Genomic DNA, 24237 nt, shown 5'->3' on the forward strand with positions numbered 1-24237 from the left:
CCGGAGTAACCAGAAATGAACTATCAAGCACCCACCCAGCTGCAAGCCGCCATCCTCGACTGGGCCGGCACCGTGGTCGACTTCGGCTCCTTCGCGCCGACCCAGATCTTCGTCGAGGCGTTCGCCGAGTTCGGCGTCGAGGTCAGCCTGGCCGAGGCCCGCGGGCCGATGGGCATGGGCAAGTGGGACCACATCCGCACCCTGTGCGACGTGCCGGAGATCGCCGAGCGCTACCGGGCGCGCTTCGGCCGCCTGCCCAGCGACGCCGACGTCACCGCCATCTACGAGCGCTTCATGCCGCTGCAGATCGAGAAGATCGCCGAGCACTCGGCGCTGATCCCCGGCGCCCTGGAGGCCATCGCCGCGCTGCGCGATAAGGGCCTGAAGATCGGCTCCTGCTCCGGCTACCCGGCGGTGGTGATGGACAAGGTGGTCAAGCTGGCCGCCAGCAACGGCTACGTCGCCGACCACGTGGTGGCCACCGACGAGGTGCCCAACGGCCGCCCGCACCCGGCCCAGGCGCTGGCCAACGTGATCGCCCTCGGCATCAGCGACGTCTCCGCCTGCGTCAAGGTAGACGACACCTGGCCGGGCATCCTCGAGGGGCGCAGCGCCGGCATGTGGACGGTGGCGCTGACCATGTCCGGCAACGCCCTCGGCCTCACCTACGCCGAGTACCAGGCGCTGCCGGCCGAGCGCCGCGTCGCCGAGCGGGCGCGCATCGCCCAGCTGTTCGAGGGCGCGCGCCCGCACTACCTGATCGACACCATCGCCGAGCTGCCGGCGGTGATCGACGACATCAACGCCCGCCTGCAGCGCGGCGAGACGCCGCAAGGCTGCTGAGCCGTGCCCGGGGCCGCTGCGGCGGCCCCGGCCTTCGCCACATCGTGTCGCCACAACGCCAACAACAGAGGCCGCCAGATGATCTACGCACAACCGGGCACCGCCGGTGCCATCGTTTCCTTCAAGCCGCGCTACGGCAACTTCATCAATGGTGAGTTCGTGGCTCCGGTGAAGGGCCAGTACTTCACCAACACCACGCCGGTCACCGGCGAGGCCATAGCCGAGTTCCCGCGCTCCGATGCCGCCGACATCGAGCTGGCGCTGGACGCCGCCCACGCCGCCGCCGACGCTTGGGGGCGCACCTCGGTGCAGGACCGCGCCAACATCCTGCTGAAGATCGCCGATCGCATCGAGCAGAACCTCGAAGTGCTGGCCGTGGCCGAGACCTGGGACAACGGCAAGGCCGTGCGCGAGACCCTCAACGCCGACGTGCCGCTGTCCGCCGACCACTTCCGCTACTTCGCCGGCTGCATCCGCGCCCAGGAAGGCAGCGCCGCCGAGATCAACGACACCACCGCCGCCTACCACTTCCACGAGCCGCTGGGCGTGGTCGGCCAGATCATCCCGTGGAACTTCCCGCTGCTGATGGCCGCCTGGAAGCTGGCCCCGGCGCTGGCCGCCGGCAACTGCATCGTGCTCAAGCCGGCCGAGCAGACCCCGCTGTCGATCATGGTGCTGGCCGAGATCATCGCCGACCTGCTGCCGCCGGGCGTGCTGAACATCGTCCAGGGCTTCGGCCGCGAGGCCGGCGAGGCGCTGGCCACTAGCAAGCGCATCGCCAAGATCGCCTTCACCGGCTCCACCCCGGTCGGCTCGCACATCCTCAAGTGCGCCGCCGAGAACATCATCCCCAGCACCGTCGAGCTGGGCGGCAAGTCGCCGAACATCTTCTTCGAAGACATCATGCGCGCCGAGCCGCAGTTCATCGAGAAGGCCGCCGAGGGCCTGGTGCTGGCGTTCTTCAACCAGGGCGAGGTCTGCACCTGCCCGTCGCGCGCGCTGATCCAGGAGTCGATCTACGACGAGTTCATGGCCGTGGTGATGAACAAGGTCAAGCAGATCAAGCGCGGCAACCCGCTGGACACGGAGACCATGGTCGGCGCCCAGGCGTCCAGCCAGCAGTTCGAGAAGATCCTCTCCTACATGGACATCGCCCGCGAGGAGGGTGCCGAGATCCTCACCGGCGGCGCCGCCGAGAAGCTCGAGGGCAGCCTGGCCAGCGGCTACTACGTGCAGCCGACCCTGATCAAGGGCACCAACGACATGCGCGTGTTCCAGGAGGAGATCTTCGGCCCGGTGGTCGGCGTGACCACCTTCAAGGACGAGGCCGAGGCGCTGGCGATCGCCAACGACACCGAGTTCGGCCTGGGCGCCGGCGTGTGGACCCGCGACATCAACCGCGCCTACCGCATGGGCCGCGGCATCAAGGCCGGCCGCGTGTGGACCAACTGCTACCACCTGTACCCGGCGCACGCCGCCTTCGGTGGCTACAAGAAGTCCGGCGTGGGCCGCGAGACCCACAAGATGATGCTCGACCACTACCAGCAGACCAAGAACCTGCTGGTCAGCTACGACATCAAGCCGCTGGGCTTCTTCTGACCCTGCCGTTCTCCACGCGCCCCGACGCAAGGGTCGGCAGGTCGGGGCCGTCCGGGGTGGCTGCCGGTTTCCCTCAGTCTCCGGCAGCACCTCTTCGCAGCGCGGCTTCGGCCGCGCTCTTTTTTGCCTGCGCGAATCAGCCGGCCGCCTCGCCGAGCAGCGCCGCGATGGTCCGCTCGCCCAGCGCCGGGCCGACGCTCATGCCCAGCCCGGTGTGCATCAGCACCGCGGTGACGCCTTCGGCCGCCTTGGTGACCGAGAAGGGCGCCGGCCCGCGCCCGCCGTACACGCCCTGCCAGCGCTCGACCACCCGCAGCGGGGTGGCCAGGGTGTGCTCGGCGAGCTGCAGCAGCAGCTTGTCCACTTCCTCGGCGTTGAACGGCGAGGCGTCCTGGCCGTAGTCGTGGGAGTCGCCGATGATCAGCTCGCCGCTCGGCGTCGGGCTGACCAAGAGGTGGATGCCGAAGCGCTCCAGCGCCGGACACTCGCGGCGGATCTGCGCGCGCACCGCCTCGGCTTCCGGCAGGTCGTCGAAGGCGCCGTAGTGCACGCCGGACAGGCCGGTGAGCACCGCGTGCTGCAGGTCCAGCGCCTGCTGCGGGGCGACGCGCAGCATCTGCAGGCGGCAGACCTGCGGCTCGAGCGCGCGCAGCTGCTCGGCCAGCAGGGTCAGGTAGTCGTGACCGGAGCAGACGACGATCTGCCCCGCCTGGAAGCGCCCGGCGGTGGTGTGCAGCAGGCCCGGCTCGACGTCGCGTACCAGGGTGGCGAAGTGGAACTCCACGCCGAACTCGCGCGCCAGCCAGGCGGCCAGTGCCGGCAGCGCCTCGCGCGAGTACAGCTGCTGGTCGTCGAAGCCGTGCAGGGCGGCGCGGTGGTGGCGGAAGCGGCCGGCGTAGATGCTGCCCAGCGCCTCGCGGCCGAGCAGCTCGACACGGTAGCCGTGCTCGCGGGCGCGGCCGGCGCAGAACGCCTCCAGCAGCCGTTCCTCGGCTTCGCTGCGAGCGAACAGCAGCGAGCCCTCGCGCTTGACCGCGAAGCCCGCGGCCTGCGCCCAGCCGGCCCAGATCGGCCGGCTGGCGCGGGCCAGCTCGAGCATCGGGCCGGGCGCCTGGCCGGTGATCAGGCCCATGCCGAAGTTGCGCACCGAGGCGCCGAGGGCGCGCTCGCTGCGCTCGAACACGCGGACCTTGAGGCCGCGGCGGGCGGCGGCGAAGGCGTGGGCCAGGCCGAGGATGCCGGCGCCGACGATGGCGATGTCGCAGTGGTTGCTCATGCCGGGCTCCTCACTGCTTCTCGGACTTGCCGTCGTAGCGCTGGCGCCACTCGGCGAGGATGCGCTCGCGCTCCTTCGAGGCCCAGGCGAAGTCGTTGGCGATCAGGCGCTGCTCGTAGTCGGCCGGCAGCTCGCTGATGCGCTGGGCGATACCCGGCTGGGCCAGCACGGCGAAGTTCTGGCTGTACAGCTGCATGGCTTCCGGGCTGGCGGAGAAGTCGGCGAGCTTGCGCGCCGCCTCCATGGCGTCGCTGCCCTTGAGGATGGCGGTCGCCTCCACCTCCCAGCCGAGGCCCTCCTTGGGCAGCACGATGTCCAGCGGCGCGCCCTGGCGCTGCAGCTGGATGGCCGGGTACTCGAAGGAGATGCCGATCGGGAACTCGCCGGCGGCGGCCAGCTTGCACGGCTTGGAGCCGGAGTGGGTGTACTGGCCGATGTTGGCGTGCAGCTTGTCCATGAACGCCCAGCCCTGCTGCTCGCCGAAGGTCTGCAGCCAGGCGCTGACGTCCAGGTAGCCGGTGCCGGAGGAGGCCGGGTTGGGCATGACGATCTTGCCCTGGTAGACCGGGTCGGTCAGGTCTTCCCAGCGTACCGGCTTGGGCAGGCCCTGCTTCTCGGCCTCGACGTGGTTGAAGCACACGGTGGCGGCCCACACGTCCATGCCGACCCAGCTCGGCGGATTGGCGGCGTCGCGGTACTTGGCGTCGATCTTGGCGAGGTTCTGCGGCGCGTAGGCCTCCAGCATGCCCTGCTGGTCGAGGATCGCCAGGCTGGAGGCGGCCAGGCCCCAGACCGCGTCGGCCTGCGGGCGATCCTTCTCGGCCAGCAGCTTGGCGGTGATGATGCCGGTGGAGTCGCGCACCCAGCGGATCTCGATGTCCGGGTGTTTTTTCTCGAAGGCTTCCTTGTAGGCCTTGAGCTGCTCCACCTCGAGGGCGGTGTAGACGGTCAGTTCGGTGGCGGCCTGGGCCTGCAGGCTGAGGCCGGCGGCTACGGCGATGGCGAGGGCGAGACGTTTGCGCATGGTGGTTCTCCGGGAGTGAGTCAGGGGTTCGGGTCCTGGCGCCAGGCCTGGCTGCGGCGCAGCAGCCCGCGTGAGGCGGCGGCCAGCAGCAGGGACACGGCGGCGGAAGTGAGCAGGATCAGGGTGGACATGGCGGCGGCGCCGCCGACGTTGCCGGCGTCGTCCATGTTCAGCACGGCGATGGCGGCGAGCATGCTGTCCGGGCTGTAGAGGAAGATCACCGCCGAGACGGTGGTCATCGCCGAGACGAACAGGTAGCGGACGATGTCCAGCAGCGCCGGCAGGCACAGCGGCAGGGTGACGCGCAGGTAGTGGCGATACAGCGGTACGCGCAGCGACAGCGCGGCCGCCTCGAACTCGCCGTCGAGCTGGCGCAGCGCGGTGCTTGCGGTGATCTGCGCGGTGCTCAGAAAATGCGCCACGGTGCAGACGGTGAGCAGCAGCAGGCTGCCGTACAGGCCGCCGAGCGGGTTGCCCGGCAGGTTGAAGAAGAACACGTAGCCGAGGCCGAGCACGAGACCGGGCACCGCCATCGGCACGAAGCACAGCAGGCGCAGGACCTGGGTGAGGGCGTCCTGGCGGGTCTTCTCCAGCAGCCAGGCGCCGGTGAAGATCAGCAAACCGCCGATCAGCGCGCTGGCGGAGGCCATCAGCAGGCTGTTGAAGTACGGCTGCCAGCCGCCGGGCAGGTCGGCGAAGGCGTAGTGGCGCAGCGACAGCGCCAGGTTGTACGGCCAGAACTTGACCAGCGAGGAGTACACCGCCATGCCGAACACCAGCAGGAGCAGGCTGCACAGGGCGATCACTACGGCGAGGAACACGGCGTCGCGTCGCGGCGCAGGCACCGGGCGGTAGAGCTGGGCGCGGCCGCTCATGGCGTCGCGCTGGCGGCGGCGCAGCCAGGCGTCGACCGCGAAGCTGAGCAGCGCCGGCACCAGCAGCACCAGGCCGATCAGCGCGCCGCGGCCGAACTGCTGCTGGCCGACCACCGCCTTGTAGGCCTCCAGGGCCAGCACCTGGTAGTCGCCGCCGATCACCACCGGCACGCCGAAGTCGGTGATGGTCAGGGTGAACACCAGGCAGAAGGCGGCGAACACGCCCTGGCGGCTGCCCGGCCAGGTGATGCTGCGAAACGCCTTCCACGGACTCGCGCCCATGCTCGCCGCGGCGTCGAACAGCCGTGCGTCGGCCAGCGCCAGCGCCGAGAGCAGGATCATCAGCGCGTGGGGGAAGGTGTAGATCACCTCGCCGAGGACGATGCCCCAGAAGCCGTAGATGTTGTCGGCGAACAGCCCGCGCAGCAGGCCCTGGTTGCCGAACAGGTAGATCAGCGCGATGCCCGGCAGCATCGACGGCGCCAAGAGCGGCAGCAGCGAGATGCCGCGCCACAGGCCCTTGGCCGGGATCAGCGTGCGCTGCAGGGCGTAGGCGAACAGGTAGGCCAGCGGCACCACGATCAGCGCCACGGTCAGCGCCACCTTGAGGCTGTTGCCGAGCAGCCAGCGGAAGTTGGCGCTGGCCAGCAGCTCGGTCGCTGCGGCCAGACCGCCGCCCTGGCCCGGCTCGCCGGCAAAGCCGCGCCAGAGCATGGCGGTCAGCGGCAGCAGCACGGCGAGGACGAGGAGGGCGAGCATCAGCCACTTGCCGCCGTCGACGAACAGGCGGTCGGCGCGGGCGCAGCGCAGGCCGGCTTGGGCGCCGGCGGGGAGGGAGAGGGTCCGATGCATGTCAGGCGAACACCTGCAGGCGGTGCGGCGGCAGGGCGACCCACAGCTCGCTGGCCGGATGTGGCAGCGCCTCCGGGGCGACCTCGGCCTGCAGGGGGTGGCCGGGCAGCTCGGCCAGCTCGAAGCTCAGCCGGCAGCGGTTGCCGAGGAAGGTGATCTCGCGCATCTGCGCGCGGCACAGGTTGGGCTCGTGCACCGGCGGGTTGATCACGATGGCCTCGGGGCGGCAGAACAGCCGGCCGCGCGCGGCGCCGGTCGCCACCGGCAGGCGCAGGTCGAGGTTGCCGACCCGGGCGAAGCCCTCGCCGGAGCGCTCGAAGGGCAGCCAGTTGCCCTGGCCGACGAACTCGGCGACGAACGGGCTGGCCGGATGGGCGTAGATATCCCTGGGGGTGGCGTACTGCTCGACGCGGCCGTGGTTGATCACCGCGATGCGGTCGGCCATCAGCATGGCCTCGTCTTGGTTGTGGGTGACCATCAGGGTGGTGATGCCGAGCTGGCGCTGCAGGGCGCGCAACTCGGTGCACAGGTGCTCGCGCACGCGGGCGTCGAGCGCCGACATCGGCTCGTCGAGCAGCAGCAGCGAGGGTGCCGGCGCCAGTGCGCGGGCCAGGGCGACGCGCTGCTGCTGGCCGCCGGAGAGCTGGCCGGGATACTTCTTCTCGCTGCCGGTCAGACCGACCAGTTCGAGCATCTGCGCGACCCGCGAACGGATCGCCTCGCGCTCGCTGCCGGCCAGGCCATAGGCGATGTTCTGCTCGACGGTGAGGTTGGGGAACAGTGCGTAGGACTGGAACAGGATGCCGTAGTCGCGCGCCTGCGGCGGCAGTTCGGAGATGTTGCGCGAGCCGATGTGCAGGGTGCCGCCGTCCTGGCGCTCGAGGCCGGCTACGCAGCGCAGCAGGGTGGTCTTGCCGCAGCCGGAGGGGCCGAGCAGGCAGACCAGTTCGCCGGCGGCGATGTCCAGCGACACGCCATCGAGGGCGGTGAAACCGGCGAAGCGCTTGCGCAGCTCGTGCACGCGCAGGTGCGGGGTGGACGTGGGGAGCATGATGCGTTCCTCGTGGAGCGGTATGACGCGACGAGGGTCATGCTAGGGCGTCCGTGCGAAAGCCCTGTGGCAGTTGGGCAAAGACTGCCGATGGGTGTATCGGGATTTTTGCGAAGCTACGCTGACGTGCTGTTTTCGGTCAGTTCGCGCGCCACGGCGAGGAAGGCCGCCGGCAGGCGCGCCAGGCGGCGCTCCTTCAGGCAGTAGAGGTATTCGACGATCTGCGGCGCGTCCTCCAGCGCCAGCACGCGCAGCTCCGGGCTGTGCGGCACCTCGTGACGGGCGATGATGCTCACCCCGATGTTGCGCAGCACCGCCTCGCGGATCGACTCGCGGCTGCCGATCTCCAGCAGCGCCTGCGGGCGCACGCCGGCCTCGGCGAGCATCCGCTCTGTCAGTTCGCGGGTGGTGGAGCCGGCCTCGCGCATCAGCAGGCAGTGGCGGGCCAGGGCGGTCAGCGGCACGCTGCTCAGCGCCGCCAGCGGATGCTCGCGGTGCACCGCCAGCACCAGCGGATCGCGGCCCAGTTCCAGGCGCACCAGGCGCGGGTCGTCGAGGCGCTGCGAGGAGGCGGCCAGGTCGACGCGGAACTCGTCGAGCGCCTCCAGCACCTCCTGGGAATTGCCGATCTGCACCGCCACCTCGACCTGCGGCAGGCGCTCGCGGAAGCGCTTGAGCAGGTCGAGCACGTAGTAGGGCGCGGTGGCGCCGAGGCGCAGGCTGCCCTGCTGCTGGCCGCTGTTGCGCAGGAAGAACTCGATGTCGGCCTCCTGCTGCAGCAGCGCGCGCACCCTGGGCAGCAGCTCGGCGCCGACGTCGCTCAAGGTCAGCCGGCGGCCGCCGCGGTAGAACAGCTCGATACCGTAGCGCGCCTCCAGCTGGCGGATCTGGGTGGTCACCGTCGGCTGGCTGAGACCGAGCTTCTTCGCTGCCTGGGTGATGCTGCCCAGTTGCGCCACCTGGTAGAAGGCTTTCAGTTCGCTGCTCAAGATCGTCGTCTCTGCGGATGGAGCGCCTAGTCTAAGGCCTCGGCCGCGGGAGCTGTCGATCCGCCGTGCCCTCGCGGCCGCTCAGGGCAGCGCCTTGCGCGCCTCGGCGCCTGCCAGCCGGTCGAGGGTGGCCACGCTCTTGCCCAGGTACAGGCTGGCGCTGCGCGCGACCACCTGCTGTTCGCTGGTCTTCAGGCGCTGGCGGACGAAACCGTAGTTCTGCCGGACTTCACGCAGCTCGTTGCCGGCCTCGGGCAGCAGTTGCGCCAGGTTCTCGTGGCTGGCGCCAATCCGCTGGTCGAGTTCGCTGAAGCTGTTCTCGTGGACATCGAACGAATAGATACCGGTGCGGCTGAATGCCTGGCTCTCGTAGAGCAGCAGCATGCGGCCGATGTCCAGACTCAGGCTATGCAGGGTGGCCAGGCTTGCCTGCTGCTCGCCGGACGCCTGATAGGCTGCCGCGGCATGTCTGTCGAGGTCGCCCTGCGCGCGCAGCACCGGATTGAGCCAGACGCTGTATTCGATCTGGCTGTCCTCGGGCTGCTTCTCCAGCCGGGCGATGGCCGACTGCAGCTCGCGCAGCGCTGCGCTCAGCGCGGGTCTGTCCCGCAGCGGCGCGCTGAGTGCGTCGAGCTCGGCAAGATGCTGCCGGTAGGCCTCGCGCGCCGCGGGATAGAACGCCGCGGCCGGGTCCAGATTGTTGTAGTAGACCAGCAGGTTGGCGCAGAGCAGAAAGCCCCGGGTGCGGATCTCGTGCAGGCGCTGGGCGTCGGATACGTCCGCGCGCGCCGGGCCGCAAAGAATAGACAAGACCAATGCAAGAATAAGCCCGTTCTTCATGTTTTTTATCCGTGGGTGCGAATTGGCATCTATGTCGAATCCTGTCTTCGACGGTAGTTCGCCAGAAGTTGCAACACTCAATGACTCTTGCGTCCGGCGAAGTTGCCATTAGAGCCGCACTCCGTTGCCCGGCCATAGTCTGGATGGACGATGATCCCGCCGCTGGCGGCAATAGAATCGGAAGCGGAAACAGCGACCCCGTGAAGGAAACCCTGAACAGGTAGGCGTTGCCGTGCAGGCGTGGATCCAGAGGGCTCCGGCCCATTTCACGCAAGTGCGCCGGCAAGTGTCCGCTTCGGCGTTTTCCGAGCGTCTCCGACTGCTGGAAGGCTCGCGATGAAAATAGAAAAACAAACTCTGATTCTGCTGCTGTTGTTCGTCGTCACGGCCGCCATGCTGGTATTCGTGGCCGTGCACGATCCTTATGCCGAGCGATCCCGTAACGAGATCATGCACCTGATACTGCCGTTGATGAGCGGCGTGCCGTTCTTCAACTGACGAGTTTCCCCTGTGGTTTTCCCACACTTGCGCTGAGCGACTGGCGGCACTCCTGCAAAAGGGTGCCGCATTTTTTTGCCCGCAATTCGGCCGCCGCCCGTCATGACGCCCAGCCGGCGGCAGGAGTCCCGCCGGCTGGGCGCAGGCGTCAGCCGTCGCCGACCGTCAGCGGCGGCACCGCCGGCGCGCCCTGGCGGAACAGCGCGTAGACACGCAGCAGCAACAGCAGCGGCACCACCACCGTCAGGCTGCTGGCCAGCAGGGCATAGCGCAGCGACTCCTGGCCGAAGGCCGGCAGCAGCAGATCGCTGAGCATGCCGGTGGCCAGCGGGCCGAGGCCGACGCCGAGGATGGTGGAGAGGATGGTCTGCAGGGCCATCGCCGTGCCGCGCCGGTCCGGGGCGACCAGGTGGGTGATCAGGGTGTAGGACGGCGCCACCCACCACACGCTGAAGAAGCAGGCCAGCGCGCACCACAGCAGCGCCGTCGGCACCGCCAGGGCGCCGAACTGGGCGAGGGTGCCGGCCGGCCACAGCAGGTAGGCGCTGATCGCCAGGGCGCCGAGCAGGTTGCCGAGCAGCGGGATGCCGAGCAGCCACAGGCGGCTGCGCTGCGCCAGGCGATCGGTCAGCCAGCCGCTGGTCAGGGTGCCGATGCCGGCCACGCCGCCGCCGACCAGGCCGGCGAGCAGCCCGGCCTGCTGCAGCGACAGGCCGTGGGAGCGCACCAGGAAGCTGGCGTTCCACATCGCCAGGGCGTAGCCGCTCAGGGTGCAGAAGCCGCCGGCGATGAGCAGGCAGCGCAGCGCCGGCTCGCGCCACAGCTCCAGCGCGGTGCGCAGCAGGCCCTGCGGTGCTGCCGGTACATGACTGATCTCCCAGCGGCCGCGCTGCGGCTCGCGCACGGTCACGGCCAGCAGCGCAGCGATCAGCAGCCCCGGCAGGCCGATGAGGATGAAGGTGCTGCGCCAGCCGTGGGTTTCCACCAGCCAGGCGCCGACCGACAGGCCGAGCAGCGCGGCGAAGGTCGGCGCGGCGGTGAAGCAGCTGATGGCGAACGAGCGGCGGTGCGGCGGGTAGAGGTCGGCGATCAGCGAGAAGGCGGTCGGCGTCGCCGGCGCCTCGGCGCTGGCCACCGCCATGCGGATCAGCACCAGTACCACGAAGCCGCCGGCCAGCCCGCAGGCCATGGTCGCCAGCGCCCACAACAGGCAGGAGGCGGCGAGCAGGCGGGTGCGCGGCAGGCGGTCGGCCAGACGCCCGGCGGGCAGGCCGAGCACCGCGTAGACGGCGGCGAAGGCGAGGCCCGAGATCAGCCCCATGGCGCTGTCGCTGGCGCCGAACTCCTGCTTGATCGGCTCTATCATCACCGCGAGGATCTGGCGGCCGACGAAGTTGTCGGCGTACATCAAGGCCAGCAGGAACAGCAGGCCGTGGCTGTGCCACAGGCCGGGGGAGGGGGTGGCGCGGGCCATGGCGGCCTCCTTGGCGGGGGAGTCGTGGTGCGCAGGGCGCACCCTACGGGTCGTGTCTGGTGCATGCCGTAGGGTGCGCCGCGCGCACCATGGGCGCGGCGGAGGCTTCCCGGTGCGCATGGCGCACCCTACGGGGCGTGTCTGTGCATGGCCGTAGGGTGCGCCGCGCGCACCATGGGCGCGGTGGAGGCTTCCCGGTGCGCAGGGCGCACCCTACGGGTCGTGTCTGTGCATGCCGTAGGGTGCGCCGCGCGCACCATGGGCGCGGTAGAGGCTTCCCGGTGCGCATGGCGCACCCTACGGGGCGTGTCTGGTGCATGCCGTAGGGTGCGCCGCGCGCACCACGGGCGCGGTAGAGGCTTCCCGGCGCGCATGGCGCACCCTACGGGGCGTGTCTGGTGCATGCCGTAGGGTGCGTCGCGCGCACCACGGGCGCGGTAGAGGCTTCCCGGCGCGCAGGGCGCACCCTACGGGTCGTGTCTGGTGCATGGCCGTAGGGTGCGCCGCGCGCACCATGGGCGCGGTGGAGGCTTCCCGGTGCGCATGGCGCACCCTACGGGTCGTGTCTGTGCATGGCCGTAGGGTGCGCCGCGCGCACCATGGGCACGGTGGAGGCTTCCCGGTGCGCAGGGCGCACCCTACGGGTCGTATCTGGTGCATGTCGTAGGGTGCGCCGCGCGCACCATGGGCGCGGTGGAGGCTTTCCGGTGCGCATGGCGCACCCTACGGGCTCAGACCGGCAGGCCGCGCTGGCGGGCCATGGTCATCGCGGTGTCCTCGATCATGTCCTCCTGGCCGCCGACCATGCCGCGGCGGCCCATCTCGACGAGGATCTCGCGGGCCGACACGCCGTACTTCTTCTCGGCGCGCTTGGCGAACAGCAGGAACGAGCCGTACACCCCGGCGTAGCCCATGGTCAGGGCGTCGCGGTCGCTGCGGATCGGGAAGTCCATGATCGGCACCACCAGGTCCTCGGCCACGTCCTGGATGCCGAACACGCTGACGCCGGTCTCGATGCCCATGCGGTCGCACACCGCGACGAGGATCTCCATCGGCGTGTTGCCGGCCCCGGCGCCGAGGCCGGCGCAGGCGGCGTCGATGCGGGTGGCACCGGCGCCGATGGCGGCGATGGAGTTGGACACGCCCATCGACAGGTTGTGGTGGCCGTGGAAGCCGATCTCGGTGGCCGGGTCGAGCACCGCGCGCAGCGCGGCGACCCGCGCGGCCACGTCGTCGGGCAGCAGGTAGCCGGCCGAGTCGGTGATGTACACGCAGTTGGCGCCGAAGCTCTCCATCAGCTTGCCTTGTTTGGCCAGGCCTTCGGGGCTGTTCATGTGCGCCATCATCAGGAAGCCGACGGTGTCCATACCCAGCTTGCGGGCGATGCTGATGTGCTGCTCGGAGACGTCCGCCTCGGTGCAGTGGGTAGCCACGCGGATGGTGGAGACGCCCAGCTCGTGGGCCATGCGCAGGTGGTCGACGGTGCCGATGCCCGGCAGCAGCAGGGCGGAGACCTTGGCCTGCTTCATCAGCGGGATCACCGCCGACAGGTATTCCTCGTCGCTGTGCGCCGGGAAGCCATAGTTCACCGAACGCCCGCCGAGGCCGTCGCCGTGGGTCACCTCGATCAGCGGCACGCCGGCGGCGTCCAGGCCGCTGGCGATGTCCTTCATCTGCTGCAGGCTGATCTGGTGGCGCTTGGGGTGCATGCCGTCGCGCAGGCACATGTCGTGGACGGTGATTTTCTTGCCGCGAAGATCCATGGTCGGCTCCTTAGGCGAGGGCGGGTTGCGGGGCGAGGGTCAGTTCGCCCTTGAGGATTTCCTCGGCGAACATCTCGGCGGTGCGCGCGGCGGCGGCGGTCATGATGTCGAGGTTGCCGGCGTACTTGGGCAGGTAGTCGCCCAGGCCCTCCACCTCCATGAAGATCGACACGCGGTTGCCGTCGAACACCGGGCCGTTGACCAGCTTGTAGCCGGGCACGTACTGCTGGACCTGCTCGATCATCGCCAGGATGGCGGCGGTGATCGCTTCGCGGTCCGGCGCGGTCTCGGTCAGGCAGTGCACGGTGTCGCGCATGATCAGCGGCGGCTCGGCCGGGTTGATGACGATGATCGCCTTGCCCTGCTTGGCGCCGCCGACCTTCTCGATGGCGCCGGCGGTGGTGCGGGTGAATTCGTCGATGTTCTTGCGGGTGCCCGGGCCGACCGACTTGGAGGCGGCGGTGGCGACGATCTCGGCGTATTCCACCGGCTGCACGCTGGACACCGCGGCGACCAGCGGGATGGTCGCCTGGCCGCCGCAGGTGACCATGTTGACGTTCATCGCCCCGGCCTTGAGGTTGTGCTTGAGGTTGACCGGCGGCACGCAGTAGGGGCCGATGGCGGCCGGGGTCAGGTCGATCATCAGCACGCCCAGTTCGTTGAGCTTGCGGCTGTTCTCGGCGTGCACGTAGGCGCTGGTGGCGTCGAAGGCGATCTGGATGTTGTCTTCCAGCACGTGGGGCAGCAGACCGTCGACGCCGTCGCTGGTGGTCTTCAGGCCCATCTCGCGGGCACGGGCCAGGCCCTCGGAGGTGGCGTCGATGCCGACCATCCATACCGGCTCCAGCACCGGGCTGCGCTTGAGCTTGTAGAGCAGGTCGGTGCCGATATTGCCCGGCCCGATCAGGGCACATCTGATCTTCTTGGTCATGGTTTCGCTCTCGAAAATTGGGGCGTCAGGGCACGAAGCGCAGCGAGGCTTCGCCCAGGCCACTGAGGGAGAGGTGGATGCTGTCGCCGGCGGTCACCGGCACCAGCGGGGCGAGGGCGCCGGAGAGGATCACCTCGCCCTTGCGGAACGGGATGCCCAGTTCGCCCAGGGTGTTGGCCAGCCAGGCCACCGCCGCGCAGGGATGGCCCTGCACCGCGCTGCCCAGGCCGCTGCCGGCCGGTTGGCCGTTCTTGCTCATCTCCAGGCGCACGGCGGCCAGATCCAGGCTGCGCGGGTCGATGCGCTGCTCGCCGAGGGCGAACACGCCGCAGGAGGCGTTGTCGGCCACGGTGTCCTGGATGCGGATCTTCCACTCGTGGATGCGCGAGTCGACGATCTCGAAGCAGGGCACCACCCAGGCGGTGGCGGCCAGCACGTCCTCGGCGGTGATGCCGGGGCCGACCAGGTCCTCGGCGAGGATGAAGGCGATCTCGCCCTCGGCGCGCGGCTGGATCAGGCGGTGCTCGGTGAGGCTGACGTCGCTGCCGTCGGCCACCTGCATGCGGTCGGTGAGGAAGCCGAAGTCCGGCTGGTGGACGTTGAGCATGTCCTGCACGGCCTTGCTGGTGACGCCGATCTTCTTGCCGATCACCTGCTCGCCCTGCTGCTCGCGCTGGCGGAGGAAGCGCAGCGAGATGCGGTAGGCGTCGTCCAGGGTGATGTCCGGGTGGCGCTCGGTGAGCGGCGCCAGGGTGCGCCGGTCGCGCAGGGCGGCGAACAGCTCGTCGCCGAGGGTGTCGATCAGGGATTCGTTCATGCGATTGCCTTTGCTGTAGGGGCGAATTCATTCGCCACATCACCCCGGCAAGGCGAATAAATTCGCCCCTACAGGGGATATTTTGGGGCTTCAGCCCGGCCAGACGCTGTTCTCGGCGCCGCCGTCGACCTCGAGGATCTTGCCGGTCACCCAGCGCGCGGCCGGGCTGGCCAGGTACAGGGCGGCGCAGGCGATGTCCTCGACCTCGCCGAGGCTGCCCAGCGGGGTGCCGGTCTCCATCGCCGCGCGCATCTCCGCCGGCATCACCCGCTGCAGGGCGTCGGTGAGGATCGGTCCGGGGGCGATGCCGTTGACCCGCACCTCGGGGGCGAAGTCCTGGGCCAGCAGGCGGGTCATCTGGGTCAGCGCTGCCTTGGCGGTGCCATAGGCGCTGAACTGGCGCTGGGCGTAGCGCGCGGCGCCGGAGGTGATGTTGATGACGTTGCCGCCGCCGGCCGCGCGCATGTGCGGCACGCACAGCTGGGTGAGGTGGTAGGCCGAGGTGACGTTGAAGCGCAGGATCTCCTCCAGGCGCTCCGGGGTCAGCGTCAGCGGGTCGTTGGGACCGGCGCCGCCGGCGTTGTTGACCAGGTGGGTGATGCGCCCGAACTGCTCGCGGGCGGCCGCCACCAGCGCCTCGCGCTGCGCGCCGTCGTTGACGTCGCAGGTGAGGGCCAGGGCGCGGCGGCCGAGGGCGCGGACCTCGTCAGCCACGCCCTGCACGTCGGCCAGGGTGCGCGCGGCGCAGACCACGTCGGCGCCGGCTTCGGCGTAGGCCAGGGCGATGGCGCGGCCGATGCCGCGGCCGGCGCCGGTGATCACCGCGACGCTGCCGTCGAGGGTGAAGCGCTGCAGGATGTTCATGGCGTATCTCCTTATGGTTGTCAGCCTGTAGGGGCGAATTCATTCGCCATGGGCTGCAACGCGGCCCCAGGGGTTGCCAAGGGCAGGCCGGTGGCCTGCGTGGCGAATGAATTCGCCCCTACGAAAAACTCAGCGGGCGGCCCACAGGTCGGGCAGGCCCGGATCGGTGGCGGCGACCAGGCGCTTGAGCAGCACCTTGAGCGCCATCACGTCGCCGGGTTCCAGCTGGTCGGCGACCTCGCTCTCGACGGCCTTGGCCAGGGCGATCTCGTGCAGCGAACGCTCGCGGCCGGCGGCGGTCAGCAGGTAGCGGCGGGTGCCATCGCCGTCCTGCTCGCCGGCGATCAGCTCGTTGCGCTCCAGCTCGGCCAGCGTCTGCGCGCTCACCCGGTGGCCGGTGTAGCCGACGAAGGCGTTGAGCTCGTCGAGGGTCAGGTTGTCGCGGATGCACAGCACCGAGAGGATGAAGAACACGTGCTCGTCGAGGCTCTGCGCGGCCAGCAGGCGGCGCAGGCTGTCGAGCATCTGGTAGTGGGCGCGGCCGAGCAGGTAGCCGAGCAGGTCCTCGGTGTAGCTGCACTCCGGCGGCGGGGTGGCGCCCAGGCGCAGTTCCTGGCGCGGCTTGCGCGCGGCCAGCGCGTACTGGCCGCTCTGGAATGCCAGCGGCGGCCGCGCGCTGCTGTCGAAGGCGAGCACCTCGCCGACGAAAATCACGTGGTCGCCGCCCTCGTACTGGAAGGCGGTGCGGCACTGGAAGCGCGCGGTGCAGTCGGGCAGCAGCGGCGCGGGGCCGATTCCTTCGTCCAGCTCGATGCCGTCGAACTTGTCGCTGCCCTGGGTGGCGAAGCGCCCGGACAGCGGCTCCTGCTCGGCCGCCAGCACGTGCACGTTCCAGAAGCGGCTGTCGCTGAACGCCGCCAGGCTGCGCGCGCTCTTGGCCAGGCTCCACAGCACCAGCGGCGGGTTGAGCGACACCGAGTTGAAGCTGTTGGCGGTGATGCCGACCGCCTCGCCCTCGGCGGTGCGGGTGGTGATGATGGTCACCCCGGTGGTGAAGGTGCCCAGGGCGGCACGGAAGGCCTGCGGGTCGAAGGTAGCCGGAGCGTTCATGCTCTGCCTCGCTGGATCGGGGGTTATGGTGAGGCGAGTATTCGCAGCGCAGGTGGGACGTGGCATCGTCTCTATGGACGAGGCGTCGGCAAGGCGGCCCTCGCCACTATCGCCGCAGGGCGCCGCACCGGCCGCCGCCGCAGGGATTTCGAGGAGGTTCGATGAGTTCCGTGATTACATCCGTCGAGGGGCTGGCCACGCTGCTGGCCGCGCAGAAGTCCGCCTTCGTCGCCGAGGGCGCCGTCCCTGCCGCCGAGCGGCGCCGGCGCATCCAGCAGGTGATCGACCTGCTGGTGGCCTGGCACAAGCCGCTGGCGCAGGCGATGGATGAGGACTTCGGCCACCGCCCGGCGGGCTTCTCGCTGATGAACGACGTGCTCGGCTCGCTGGCCTCGCTCAAGCACGCCTGCGACCACCTGGAAGAGTGGATGCAGCCGCAGGAACGCCAGCCGTTCCCGCCCTACGACCAGCTCGGCGCCAAGGCGCGGGTGCTCTACCAGCCCAAGGGCTCGGTGGCCATCGTCGGCACCTGGAACGCGCCGCTGTTCACCCTGCTCAGCCCGCTGGCCTACGTGCTGGCCGCCGGCAACCGAGCGATCCTCAAGCCCTCGGAAATCGCCCCGCACACCGCCGAGGTGCTGGCCGCCGCCTGCGCCGAGCACCTCGATCCGCTAGTGGTCGGCGTGGCCATGGGCGGTGCCGAGATGGCCGAGGCGGTGACCCGCCAGCCGTTCGACCACCTGGTGTTCACCGGCAGCACCGCCATCGGCAAGCTGGTGATGCGCAACGCCGCCGACAACCTGGTGCCGCTCACCCTGGAGCTGGGCGGCAAGTCGCCGACCATCGTCTCGCGCAGCGCGGATCTGGCCACCGCCGCCTTCCGCATCGCCGCCGCCAAGGCCAGCAACGGCGGCCAGCTGTGCGTCAACCCGGATCTGGTGTACGTGCCGCGCGAGCAGACCGAGGCCTTCCTCGCCGAGCTGAAGGGCGCCTACGCCAGCCTGTTCCCGCAGGTGCAGGGCAACCCGGACGTGGTGGCGGTGGTCAACGAACGCCATCTGGCGCGGGTCGAGGGACTGGTGGAGGACGCCGTGGCCGCCGGGGTGCGCGTCGAGTCGCTGCCCGAAGCATTGCCAGCCGATGCCGCCGACCGCCGCCGGCCGCTGCGCGTGGTGGTCGATCCGCCGGCCGGCTGCCGCATCCAGCAGGAGGAGATCTTCGGTCCGGCCATGGTGCTGCTGCCCTACGACACCATCGACGCGGTGCTCGCCGACATCAACGGTCGCGACCGGCCGCTGGCGCTGTACTGGTTCGGCAGCGACGAGGCCGAGAAGCAGCGGGTGCTGGAAAACACCCTGTCCGGCGGGGTGACCATCAACGACGCGATGATGCACGCCGCCATGCAGGACGCCCCGTTCGGCGGCATCGGCGCCTCCGGCATGGGCCACTACCACGGCCGCGAGGGCTTCCTCGAATTCAGCCACGCGCGCACCGTGTTCGAGGCCGGCGCCTACGACCCGCGCCGCGAGTGGGGGCTGTTGCCGCCCTATGGCGAGCATTTCCTCGCGGCGATGGAGGCGCAGATTACGCCCTGATCGGCTCGTCATGACTCGCGGGCGGGAGGCTATGGTGGTGGTCTCCCGCCCGTGGTCGTTTTGGGACGCGAGTTCGTTTGCGAGGGTAGGGGGCTATGGCTGTTAGCTGTAGCCGGCTATAAGCAACACCCGCGCTTTTCTGCTGGTAGCTGCCAGGAGCGGCAGCAGTTTAGAAACCTTGTATCGGCCTCAACGGCGGCCCGGAGATGAAGCGCAGAGAGGCGTTCTTCTACCAGGTCGCCACCAGCGGCCACGCTGAAAGCGACCAGTTGCTGTGATCGACGCGGCTCGGCGTGGTTGATGCGCGACGCGAGGATCGGTTGGCGACCCTCGCGAATGGCTGTGGTGGCGGCGCTTACGCGAGCTGACTACTGCGCCAAGGCAACAAGTGGCGACTGGCAGGAATCGGCCATTAGCTGCCCTTCGTGACCGGTTGCCACCTTCCGACTACACAGTGTTATCGTTGTGCTCTGTCCCGACCGCAGACGCCTCAGGTGACGTTTTTTAGGTAATGCAATCTGAGAAAAAACGCCACTAACAGTCAGCAACGACGCGGTTTTCAGGGAATTTCGGTTTCTGCGAATATCGGAGATTTTTTGACCTTGCTTCCGTCCACCGGCCTCCAAGATGGCAATTTTTGACTGAGAAACAGATTAGGGCATGCACTACAGGGAAAAACAAAGGGCTAACGAAAAAGGCGTGGAATTTTATGTCGCAACCTGAAAGTGAAGAACAAATTTCGCATGAGCCTGAGAGCGAACGGTCAGAGAAGCGAACTCCTATTTATCAGATCCAATTGGAGGATCTATCTGTTGAGCATATTGATGAGATCAAGATGCTTGAGGAGGGCTGGTTTGTAGAGTTCAAGTCAATTTTTACCGATACGGCAAAAATTGCAAAAAGCATTAGCTCTTTTGCAAATGCTTACGGTGGCGTGCTAATTGTTGGAGTCCAGGAGGCCGCGAAAGGCAGAAAGTTTGATCATTTCACCCCGTTAAGCAAGAATGAAGCGGAGGAGACGATTTTACGACTTAGGCACGCAGTTGAGGCACACCTTAGTCCGTGCCCTTTTTTTGAAAGCAAACTAATTGCAATCCCGGAATTTGGCGTCGCCGACCCTCACGATAAATGGATTGTTTTTGTAAAGATTCCGAAAGGTGAAAAAGCGCCTTACTTGCACAGTAGTGGTGCTGTATACACAAGAAAAGGAGATTCATCTTCACCTGTTGCACTCACAGATCAAGGCCTATTAGAGAGATTATGGTCTGATCGCACCAAGAAAGTGGGGGAAATAGAGAGTAGAATTAATTTTCTGCGCGAGCAGTCTGCAAGCGATTTACCAAGGCTTGATATATTTATAGCAAGAACTGTGAGTCCTAGAAGGGCCGCCGGCGCCATTAATTTCAAGGACTTTATTGATGTAGCTAGTCAACCTGTTTTTCCAGGGAATCCTCCTCTCTTAGATAATTTCTACCCAATAGATAGTTCGTTTGTTGCTAGGCGCACAGAGGGCACCCTCGACAATTATGGAATAATGTGGGATTTCGATTGGCACAGATATATTCACCATATTCATATCCCTCTAGCCTGCCATGAATGGGACGGGTCTGGGCTTAATAATGAACGGTCTGGGAACGAGAGGATTGCAGCTCTTGAAGATTATCTCGCCACCAGAAAAGAATTTGAAGGGAAAAGGATTTTTATCGTAGACCTGACACTCTCCATCTTCATAATGTCGGCGATTTTTTACATGGTATCGAAGCTTCACCTAAATAGAGGCGACGAAGATAAGTTTGCTATAAACATAAAGGCATCCTCGATAAGAAAGGTTGTCGTTTATTCAGATCTCCCCAGATACAAGGAGCACCTGGAGAAAATGGGGCTTCCATTTGTTCATCGCGATATAGGGTTCCTGTCTAGCTCTATGAATCCTGATGACTGGCTGGAGTTCCCCATAGCCGAGAACAATAAAGTTCTATATGAGAATGCCAATCTCGATGTTAGAAATGCATTTTTGAATTTTATCGATATGGCTCAAGCTTTGGGCATTTCGCGACATGTATTGCTTGGTCAGCACGACCGCTCTAGTGGGGAGTCAACCGTTAGTGATTTGCTTGATGCATTTGGAAGAATAATTTCCACAAGCTTTTCATATTCGTGCTCTCCAAATCCGGCTAGTTAAGTTCGAATGCCTCACTCAACGCAGTCCATTTTTTGTAACTGATGCACTTAAATTTCGGAATCATCGGAGGATGTCGTTTGAAGAGCGTAGAAGAAGCGGTACTGCCGTCGACGCGAGCGACCTCCTCCTGCCGCGATCAAAACATGCATCGTTGGCCCCTCCCATCACACCCTCTCAATCTGCATCCTCAACCGCTGATCGACCAGTTCGGCCCGTGCCGATAGCGGCCCTTGGCGCAATGCAGCAGGCATAGGGTGCTCACACGACCAAGGGAGGCCCTTCGATAACCCAGATGGCAGCGTGGGAGCGCCAGGCGGGCATGGCGCGGCAGGGCGGTGAGGCCCATCCCCCGCACCATGATTCGCGGACCCGCTATCGGCTCAACTCATACGCACACATATTGACCGTCGTCGCCAGGTTCAGCGATTCGATGCTGCCGCAGCCGGCAATCGTGAAGGGCTGGGCATGCAAGGCGGTCAGCTGCTCGCGGGGCACGCCGCGGGCTTCGTTGCCGAACAGGTAGCAATCGAAGTCCCTGAAGCTGGCCGCCTGCACGCGCTCGCCCTGCATGTCCAGGCAGGCGATGCGGGCAAAGCGCGTGCGCAGCGAATCCAGCTCGACATCCAGCTCCAGCGGCGTATGGAAGATGGCGCCCATGCTGGCGCGCACCACCTTGGGGTTGTACGGATCGACGCTGTTGGGGCTGAGCAGGCAGCGAAAACCGCCGAACCAGGCCAGGGTGCGCAGGATGGTGCCGAGGTTGCCCGGGTCCTGGATTTCGTGCAGGTAGATGGCGCGCTCGTGCCCTGCGGGAGCGGCAAGCGGCGCGGCGGTTTCCGGCATCGGCACCACGGCAAGGATGCCTTGCGGGGTCTTGGTGTCGGCGATCTGCGCCATCTGGCGCTCGCTGATCACTTGCGTCTTGAACGGGCTTTGCCAGTGCTCGTAGGCGCCGGTCACGTACAGCTGACTGCGCAGCAGCCGCGGGTCGTGGACCGCGGCTTTCTGCAGCTCCAGCAGCAGGTGCTCGCCCTCCACCAGAAAATGCCCGAACTCGGCCCGGTACTTTTTCTGGTGCAGTTTCTTGATGTCGTCGAGTTTCATCGAGGCTCGCTCAGTGGCTCTGCGCGGCGGCCAGCATCGACTTGGCCACCGCTTCGGCGACCTTGATGCCATCCACGCCCGCCGACAGGATGCCGCCCGCATAACCGGCGCCCTCACCGGCCGGGAACAGGCCGCGCAGGTTGAGGCTTTGCAGGGTCTCCGGGTCGCGGGTGATGCGCACCGGCGACGAGGTGCGGGTTTCGATGCCGGTGAGTACCGCATCGTTGCGGTCGAAGCCGCGGATCTGCTTGCCGAACACCGGCAGCGCCTCGCGGATGGCCTCGATCGCATAGTCCGGCAGCGAGGGCGCCAGATCGCCGAGGCGCACGCCGGGCTTGTAGGAAGGCTCGACCTCGCCGAACTCGCTCGACGGCACGCCGCGGATGAAGTCGCCGACCAGTTGCGCGGGTGCGCAGTAGTCGCGGCCGCCCAGCTCGTAGGCGCGCGACTCCAGGCGCTCCTGCAGCTCCACGCCGGCCAGCGGGCCGCCGGGGAAGTCCTGCTCCGGGTTGATGCCGACGACGATGCCGGCGTTGGCGTTGCGCTCGTTGCGCGAGTACTGGCTCATGCCGTTGGTCACCACGCGCTCCGGTTCGGAGGTGGCGGCCACCACGGTGCCGCCCGGGCACATGCAGAAGCTGTACACCGCGCGGCCGTTCTTGGCCTGGTGCACCAGCTTGTAGTCGGCGGCGCCCAGCTCCGGATGGCCGGCGTATTTGCCCAGGCGCGCCTGGTCGATCATCGATTGCGGGTGTTCGATACGGAAGCCCACGGCGAACGGCTTGGCTTCGATGAACACGCCCTGGCGGTGCAGCATGCGGAAGGTGTCGCGCGAGCTGTGGCCCAGCGCCAGCACCACATGGCGGCTGCGCAGGGTTTCGCCGCTCTCCAGCACCACGCCCTCGAGCTGGCCGTCGTCGATCAGCAGGTCGGTCACCTTGCTTTCGAAGCGCACCTCGCCACCCAGGGCGATGATCTCCTCGCGCATGGTCGAGACCACGCCGGTCAGGCGGAAGGTGCCGATGTGCGGCTTGCTGACGTACATGATCTCTTCCGGCGCGCCGGCGCGGACGAACTCGTGCATCACCTTGCGGCCGTAGAACTTGGGGTCCTTGATCTGGCTGTAGAGCTTGCCGTCGGAAAACAGGCCGGCACCGCCCTCGCCGAACTGCACGTTGGATTCCGGGGTCAGGGTCTTCTTGCGCCACAGCGCCCAGGTGTCCTTGGTGCGCCGGCGCACGTCCTTGCCGCGCTCCAGCACGATGGGCTTGAAGCCCATCTGCGCCAGCAGCAGGGCGGCGAACAGGCCGCAGGGACCGAAACCCACCACCAGCGGTCGCTCGCTCAGCTCGGCCGGCGCCTGGCCTACCGGGTAGTAGTTGGTGTCCGGGGCCGGGCGGATGTTCTTGTCGTCGGCCAGGCGCGCCAGGATCGAGGCTTCGTCGCGGGCTTCCAGGTCGATGATGTAGATGAACAGGATGACGCTGTTCTTCTTGCGCGCATCGTAGCTGCGCTTGAACACGCTGAAGTTCAGCAGGTCGGCGTCGCGGATGTTCAGGCGCTTGACGATGGCCGCGCGCAGCTCCTCGGGGGAGTGGTCGAGGGGCAGGGACAGTTCGTTGATGCGAATCATGGGGTAATCCTGGCCGGTGTCTCCGGCAAAGGAAGCAACTGGGGGAGGGGAAAGGCGCGAATTGTAGCTGCTGGCGCCGCCCGCTGTCAGGCCGCCCTGCCGGGGCGGTGCCGCGCGAAGCCCTATCGGCGTATACTTGCCGCCATTTTGCGGCCCCATGCCCCCTGCGCTGGCCCGCTACTCACCTGATTTCCGTGGTTGGCTCCATCATGAAACGCTCCAAAAGCAGCAGCCGCTGGCTGAACGAACACGTCAACGATCCCTACGTCAAACAGGCGCAGAAGGACGGCTATCGCTCGCGCGCCGCCTACAAGCTGCTCGAGCTGAACGAGAAGGACAAGCTGATCCGCCCCGGCATGCTGCTCATGGACCTGGGTTCCGCGCCCGGTGGCTGGTCGCAGGTGGCGGGCCGTCTCGTTGGCGACCAGGGCCGCGTGCTGGCCAGCGACATCCTGCCGATGGACTCGCTGGAAAACGTCGACTTCATCCAGGGCGACTTTTCCGACGACAAGGTGTTCCAGCAGATTCTCGACAAGCTCGATGGCCGGCAGCCCGACCTGATCATCTCCGACATGGCCCCCAACATCAGCGGGGTTGCCGCCGCCGATCAGGCCTCCTCGATGTACCTGGCCGAACTGGTCCTCGACATGGTCCGCCAGGTGCTCAAGCCCAACGGCAACTTCGCGATCAAGATCTTCCAGGGCGAAGGCTCGGACGACTACCTGAGGGATGTCCGCAGCTCGTTCGAAAAGGTCGTGGTGCGCAAGCCCGACGCCTCGCGCTCGCGCTCGCGCGAGGTGTATTTCGTGGCCAAGGGCTTCAAAGGCTAAGCCAGCCACGGCACTGTTCGCGCAAGGCCTGCGAGCCGTCACGCCACGCCGCTACCGACTCCCCATCTTCCTCTGCCCAAGGCCCGG

Annotated in this window: 20 protein-coding genes; 6 read left to right on the forward strand and 14 right to left on the reverse strand. The window is 67.3% G+C overall.

Translation table 11 applies throughout. The annotated features are described in order from the left end of the window. Positions 1-15: 15 nt before the first annotated feature. Positions 16-843: a phosphonoacetaldehyde hydrolase gene (phnX, locus tag BLT78_RS04495; protein ID WP_090347821.1), complete on the forward strand. Its 828-nt coding sequence runs from the start codon at positions 16-18 to the stop codon at positions 841-843. A gap of 78 nt (positions 844-921) precedes the next feature. Next, positions 922-2442 (forward strand): acetaldehyde dehydrogenase ExaC, encoded by a 1521-nt coding sequence (gene exaC / locus BLT78_RS04500; RefSeq protein ID WP_090347822.1) that lies wholly within the window; start codon positions 922-924, stop codon positions 2440-2442. A 136-nt stretch (positions 2443-2578) separates the two neighbouring features. Here the strand turns inward: exaC and BLT78_RS04505 are convergent, their stop codons facing one another. From BLT78_RS04505 to BLT78_RS04530, 6 genes are all read right to left on the reverse strand, one after another. Beyond that, a complete protein-coding gene (locus BLT78_RS04505; RefSeq protein WP_090347823.1) occupies positions 2579-3718 on the reverse strand; it encodes a TIGR03364 family FAD-dependent oxidoreductase in 1140 nt (379 codons plus the stop codon). 10 nt (positions 3719-3728) lie between these two features. Further along, positions 3729-4742 (reverse strand): putative 2-aminoethylphosphonate ABC transporter substrate-binding protein, encoded by a 1014-nt coding sequence (locus BLT78_RS04510; protein ID WP_090347824.1) that lies wholly within the window; start codon positions 4740-4742, stop codon positions 3729-3731. A gap of 20 nt (positions 4743-4762) precedes the next feature. Continuing rightward, positions 4763-6469 (reverse strand): putative 2-aminoethylphosphonate ABC transporter permease subunit, encoded by a 1707-nt coding sequence (locus BLT78_RS04515; RefSeq protein ID WP_090347825.1) that lies wholly within the window; start codon positions 6467-6469, stop codon positions 4763-4765. A 1-nt stretch (position 6470) separates the two neighbouring features. Then, entirely contained in the window at positions 6471-7520 is a 1050-nt protein-coding gene (locus BLT78_RS04520; protein WP_090347826.1) for a putative 2-aminoethylphosphonate ABC transporter ATP-binding protein, read from the reverse strand. 116 nt (positions 7521-7636) lie between these two features. Beyond that, complete coding sequence (locus BLT78_RS04525; protein ID WP_090347827.1) at positions 7637-8512, reverse strand: LysR substrate-binding domain-containing protein; 876 nt, start codon at positions 8510-8512, stop codon at positions 7637-7639. 78 nt (positions 8513-8590) lie between these two features. Beyond that, positions 8591-9349, reverse strand: a complete 759-nt coding sequence (locus tag BLT78_RS04530) for a hypothetical protein (protein ID WP_157719477.1) — start codon at positions 9347-9349, stop codon at positions 8591-8593. Between the two features lie 336 nt (positions 9350-9685). Here BLT78_RS04530 and BLT78_RS21305 point away from each other — a divergent pair, with 336 nt between their 5' ends. Continuing rightward, a complete protein-coding gene (locus BLT78_RS21305; RefSeq protein ID WP_157719478.1) occupies positions 9686-9847 on the forward strand; it encodes a hypothetical protein in 162 nt (53 codons plus the stop codon). Positions 9848-9995: 148 nt separating this feature from the next. Here BLT78_RS21305 and BLT78_RS04535 read toward each other — a convergent pair whose 3' ends face one another. The 6 genes from BLT78_RS04535 to BLT78_RS04560 all read right to left on the reverse strand — a co-directional run bounded on the left by BLT78_RS04535 (position 9996) and on the right by BLT78_RS04560 (position 16806). Beyond that, positions 9996-11321 (reverse strand): spinster family MFS transporter, encoded by a 1326-nt coding sequence (locus BLT78_RS04535; RefSeq protein WP_090347829.1) that lies wholly within the window; start codon positions 11319-11321, stop codon positions 9996-9998. A gap of 731 nt (positions 11322-12052) precedes the next feature. Continuing rightward, positions 12053-13084 (reverse strand): 4-hydroxy-2-oxovalerate aldolase, encoded by a 1032-nt coding sequence (gene dmpG, locus BLT78_RS04540; protein ID WP_090347830.1) that lies wholly within the window; start codon positions 13082-13084, stop codon positions 12053-12055. A 10-nt stretch (positions 13085-13094) separates the two neighbouring features. Then, a complete protein-coding gene (locus tag BLT78_RS04545; RefSeq protein WP_090347831.1) occupies positions 13095-14015 on the reverse strand; it encodes an acetaldehyde dehydrogenase (acetylating) in 921 nt (306 codons plus the stop codon). A gap of 25 nt (positions 14016-14040) precedes the next feature. Further along, a complete protein-coding gene (locus BLT78_RS04550) occupies positions 14041-14832 on the reverse strand; it encodes a fumarylacetoacetate hydrolase family protein (RefSeq protein WP_090347832.1) in 792 nt (263 codons plus the stop codon). A 90-nt stretch (positions 14833-14922) separates the two neighbouring features. Continuing rightward, positions 14923-15696 (reverse strand): glucose 1-dehydrogenase, encoded by a 774-nt coding sequence (locus BLT78_RS04555; RefSeq protein ID WP_090347833.1) that lies wholly within the window; start codon positions 15694-15696, stop codon positions 14923-14925. A gap of 129 nt (positions 15697-15825) precedes the next feature. Continuing rightward, positions 15826-16806, reverse strand: a complete 981-nt coding sequence (locus BLT78_RS04560) for a flavin reductase (RefSeq protein WP_090347834.1) — start codon at positions 16804-16806, stop codon at positions 15826-15828. A gap of 161 nt (positions 16807-16967) precedes the next feature. Here BLT78_RS04560 and BLT78_RS04565 point away from each other — a divergent pair, with 161 nt between their 5' ends. Together BLT78_RS04565 and BLT78_RS04570 are read left to right on the forward strand one after the other, a co-directional pair. Continuing rightward, positions 16968-18401 carry an aldehyde dehydrogenase family protein gene (locus BLT78_RS04565; protein ID WP_090347835.1) on the forward strand — a complete coding sequence of 478 codons (1434 nt, stop codon included), beginning with the start codon at positions 16968-16970 and terminating at the stop codon, positions 18399-18401. A gap of 637 nt (positions 18402-19038) precedes the next feature. Further along, entirely contained in the window at positions 19039-20583 is a 1545-nt protein-coding gene (locus BLT78_RS04570; RefSeq protein WP_157719479.1) for an AlbA family DNA-binding domain-containing protein, read from the forward strand. Between the two features lie 372 nt (positions 20584-20955). On the opposite strand, the gene BLT78_RS04575 is transcribed toward BLT78_RS04570, so the two are convergent. Both BLT78_RS04575 and BLT78_RS04580 read right to left on the reverse strand, forming a co-directional pair. Next, the gene (locus BLT78_RS04575; RefSeq protein WP_090347837.1) at positions 20956-21687 is read right to left on the reverse strand and encodes a TrmH family RNA methyltransferase; all 732 of its coding nucleotides are present in this window, start codon (positions 21685-21687) and stop codon (positions 20956-20958) included. Between the two features lie 10 nt (positions 21688-21697). Then, positions 21698-23320: an NAD(P)/FAD-dependent oxidoreductase gene (locus BLT78_RS04580; RefSeq protein WP_090347838.1), complete on the reverse strand. Its 1623-nt coding sequence runs from the start codon at positions 23318-23320 to the stop codon at positions 21698-21700. A 209-nt stretch (positions 23321-23529) separates the two neighbouring features. Here BLT78_RS04580 and rlmE point away from each other — a divergent pair, with 209 nt between their 5' ends. Beyond that, complete coding sequence (gene rlmE / locus BLT78_RS04585; protein WP_090347839.1) at positions 23530-24150, forward strand: 23S rRNA (uridine(2552)-2'-O)-methyltransferase RlmE; 621 nt, start codon at positions 23530-23532, stop codon at positions 24148-24150. Positions 24151-24237: the final 87 nt, after the last annotated feature.

Origin of the sequence: Pseudomonas oryzae, assembly GCF_900104805.1 — a bacterium.
Classification (GTDB): Bacteria; Pseudomonadota; Gammaproteobacteria; order Pseudomonadales; family Pseudomonadaceae; genus Geopseudomonas; species Geopseudomonas oryzae.

What these genes read in the sequence shown, in the direction of transcription:
- BLT78_RS04545 (WP_090347831.1), bottom strand. Translation starts at nt 14,015, where the DNA reads ATGACCAAGAAGATCAGATGTGCCCTGATCGGGCCGGGCAATATCGGC.
- BLT78_RS04515 (WP_090347825.1), bottom strand. Translation starts at nt 6,469, where the DNA reads ATGCATCGGACCCTCTCCCTCCCCGCCGGCGCCCAAGCCGGCCTGCGC.
- BLT78_RS04575 (WP_090347837.1), bottom strand. Translation starts at nt 21,687, where the DNA reads ATGAAACTCGACGACATCAAGAAACTGCACCAGAAAAAGTACCGGGCC.
- BLT78_RS04520 (WP_090347826.1), bottom strand. Translation starts at nt 7,520, where the DNA reads ATGCTCCCCACGTCCACCCCGCACCTGCGCGTGCACGAGCTGCGCAAG.
- rlmE (WP_090347839.1), top strand. Translation starts at nt 23,530, where the DNA reads ATGAAACGCTCCAAAAGCAGCAGCCGCTGGCTGAACGAACACGTCAAC.
- BLT78_RS04565 (WP_090347835.1), top strand. Translation starts at nt 16,968, where the DNA reads ATGAGTTCCGTGATTACATCCGTCGAGGGGCTGGCCACGCTGCTGGCC.
- BLT78_RS04530 (WP_157719477.1), bottom strand. Translation starts at nt 9,349, where the DNA reads ATGAAGAACGGGCTTATTCTTGCATTGGTCTTGTCTATTCTTTGCGGC.
- BLT78_RS04560 (WP_090347834.1), bottom strand. Translation starts at nt 16,806, where the DNA reads ATGAACGCTCCGGCTACCTTCGACCCGCAGGCCTTCCGTGCCGCCCTG.
- exaC (WP_090347822.1), top strand. Translation starts at nt 922, where the DNA reads ATGATCTACGCACAACCGGGCACCGCCGGTGCCATCGTTTCCTTCAAG.
- dmpG (WP_090347830.1), bottom strand. Translation starts at nt 13,084, where the DNA reads ATGGATCTTCGCGGCAAGAAAATCACCGTCCACGACATGTGCCTGCGC.
- BLT78_RS04550 (WP_090347832.1), bottom strand. Translation starts at nt 14,832, where the DNA reads ATGAACGAATCCCTGATCGACACCCTCGGCGACGAGCTGTTCGCCGCC.
- BLT78_RS04510 (WP_090347824.1), bottom strand. Translation starts at nt 4,742, where the DNA reads ATGCGCAAACGTCTCGCCCTCGCCATCGCCGTAGCCGCCGGCCTCAGC.
- BLT78_RS04580 (WP_090347838.1), bottom strand. Translation starts at nt 23,320, where the DNA reads ATGATTCGCATCAACGAACTGTCCCTGCCCCTCGACCACTCCCCCGAG.
- BLT78_RS04535 (WP_090347829.1), bottom strand. Translation starts at nt 11,321, where the DNA reads ATGGCCCGCGCCACCCCCTCCCCCGGCCTGTGGCACAGCCACGGCCTG.
- BLT78_RS21305 (WP_157719478.1), top strand. Translation starts at nt 9,686, where the DNA reads ATGAAAATAGAAAAACAAACTCTGATTCTGCTGCTGTTGTTCGTCGTC.
- BLT78_RS04505 (WP_090347823.1), bottom strand. Translation starts at nt 3,718, where the DNA reads ATGAGCAACCACTGCGACATCGCCATCGTCGGCGCCGGCATCCTCGGC.
- BLT78_RS04555 (WP_090347833.1), bottom strand. Translation starts at nt 15,696, where the DNA reads ATGAACATCCTGCAGCGCTTCACCCTCGACGGCAGCGTCGCGGTGATC.
- phnX (WP_090347821.1), top strand. Translation starts at nt 16, where the DNA reads ATGAACTATCAAGCACCCACCCAGCTGCAAGCCGCCATCCTCGACTGG.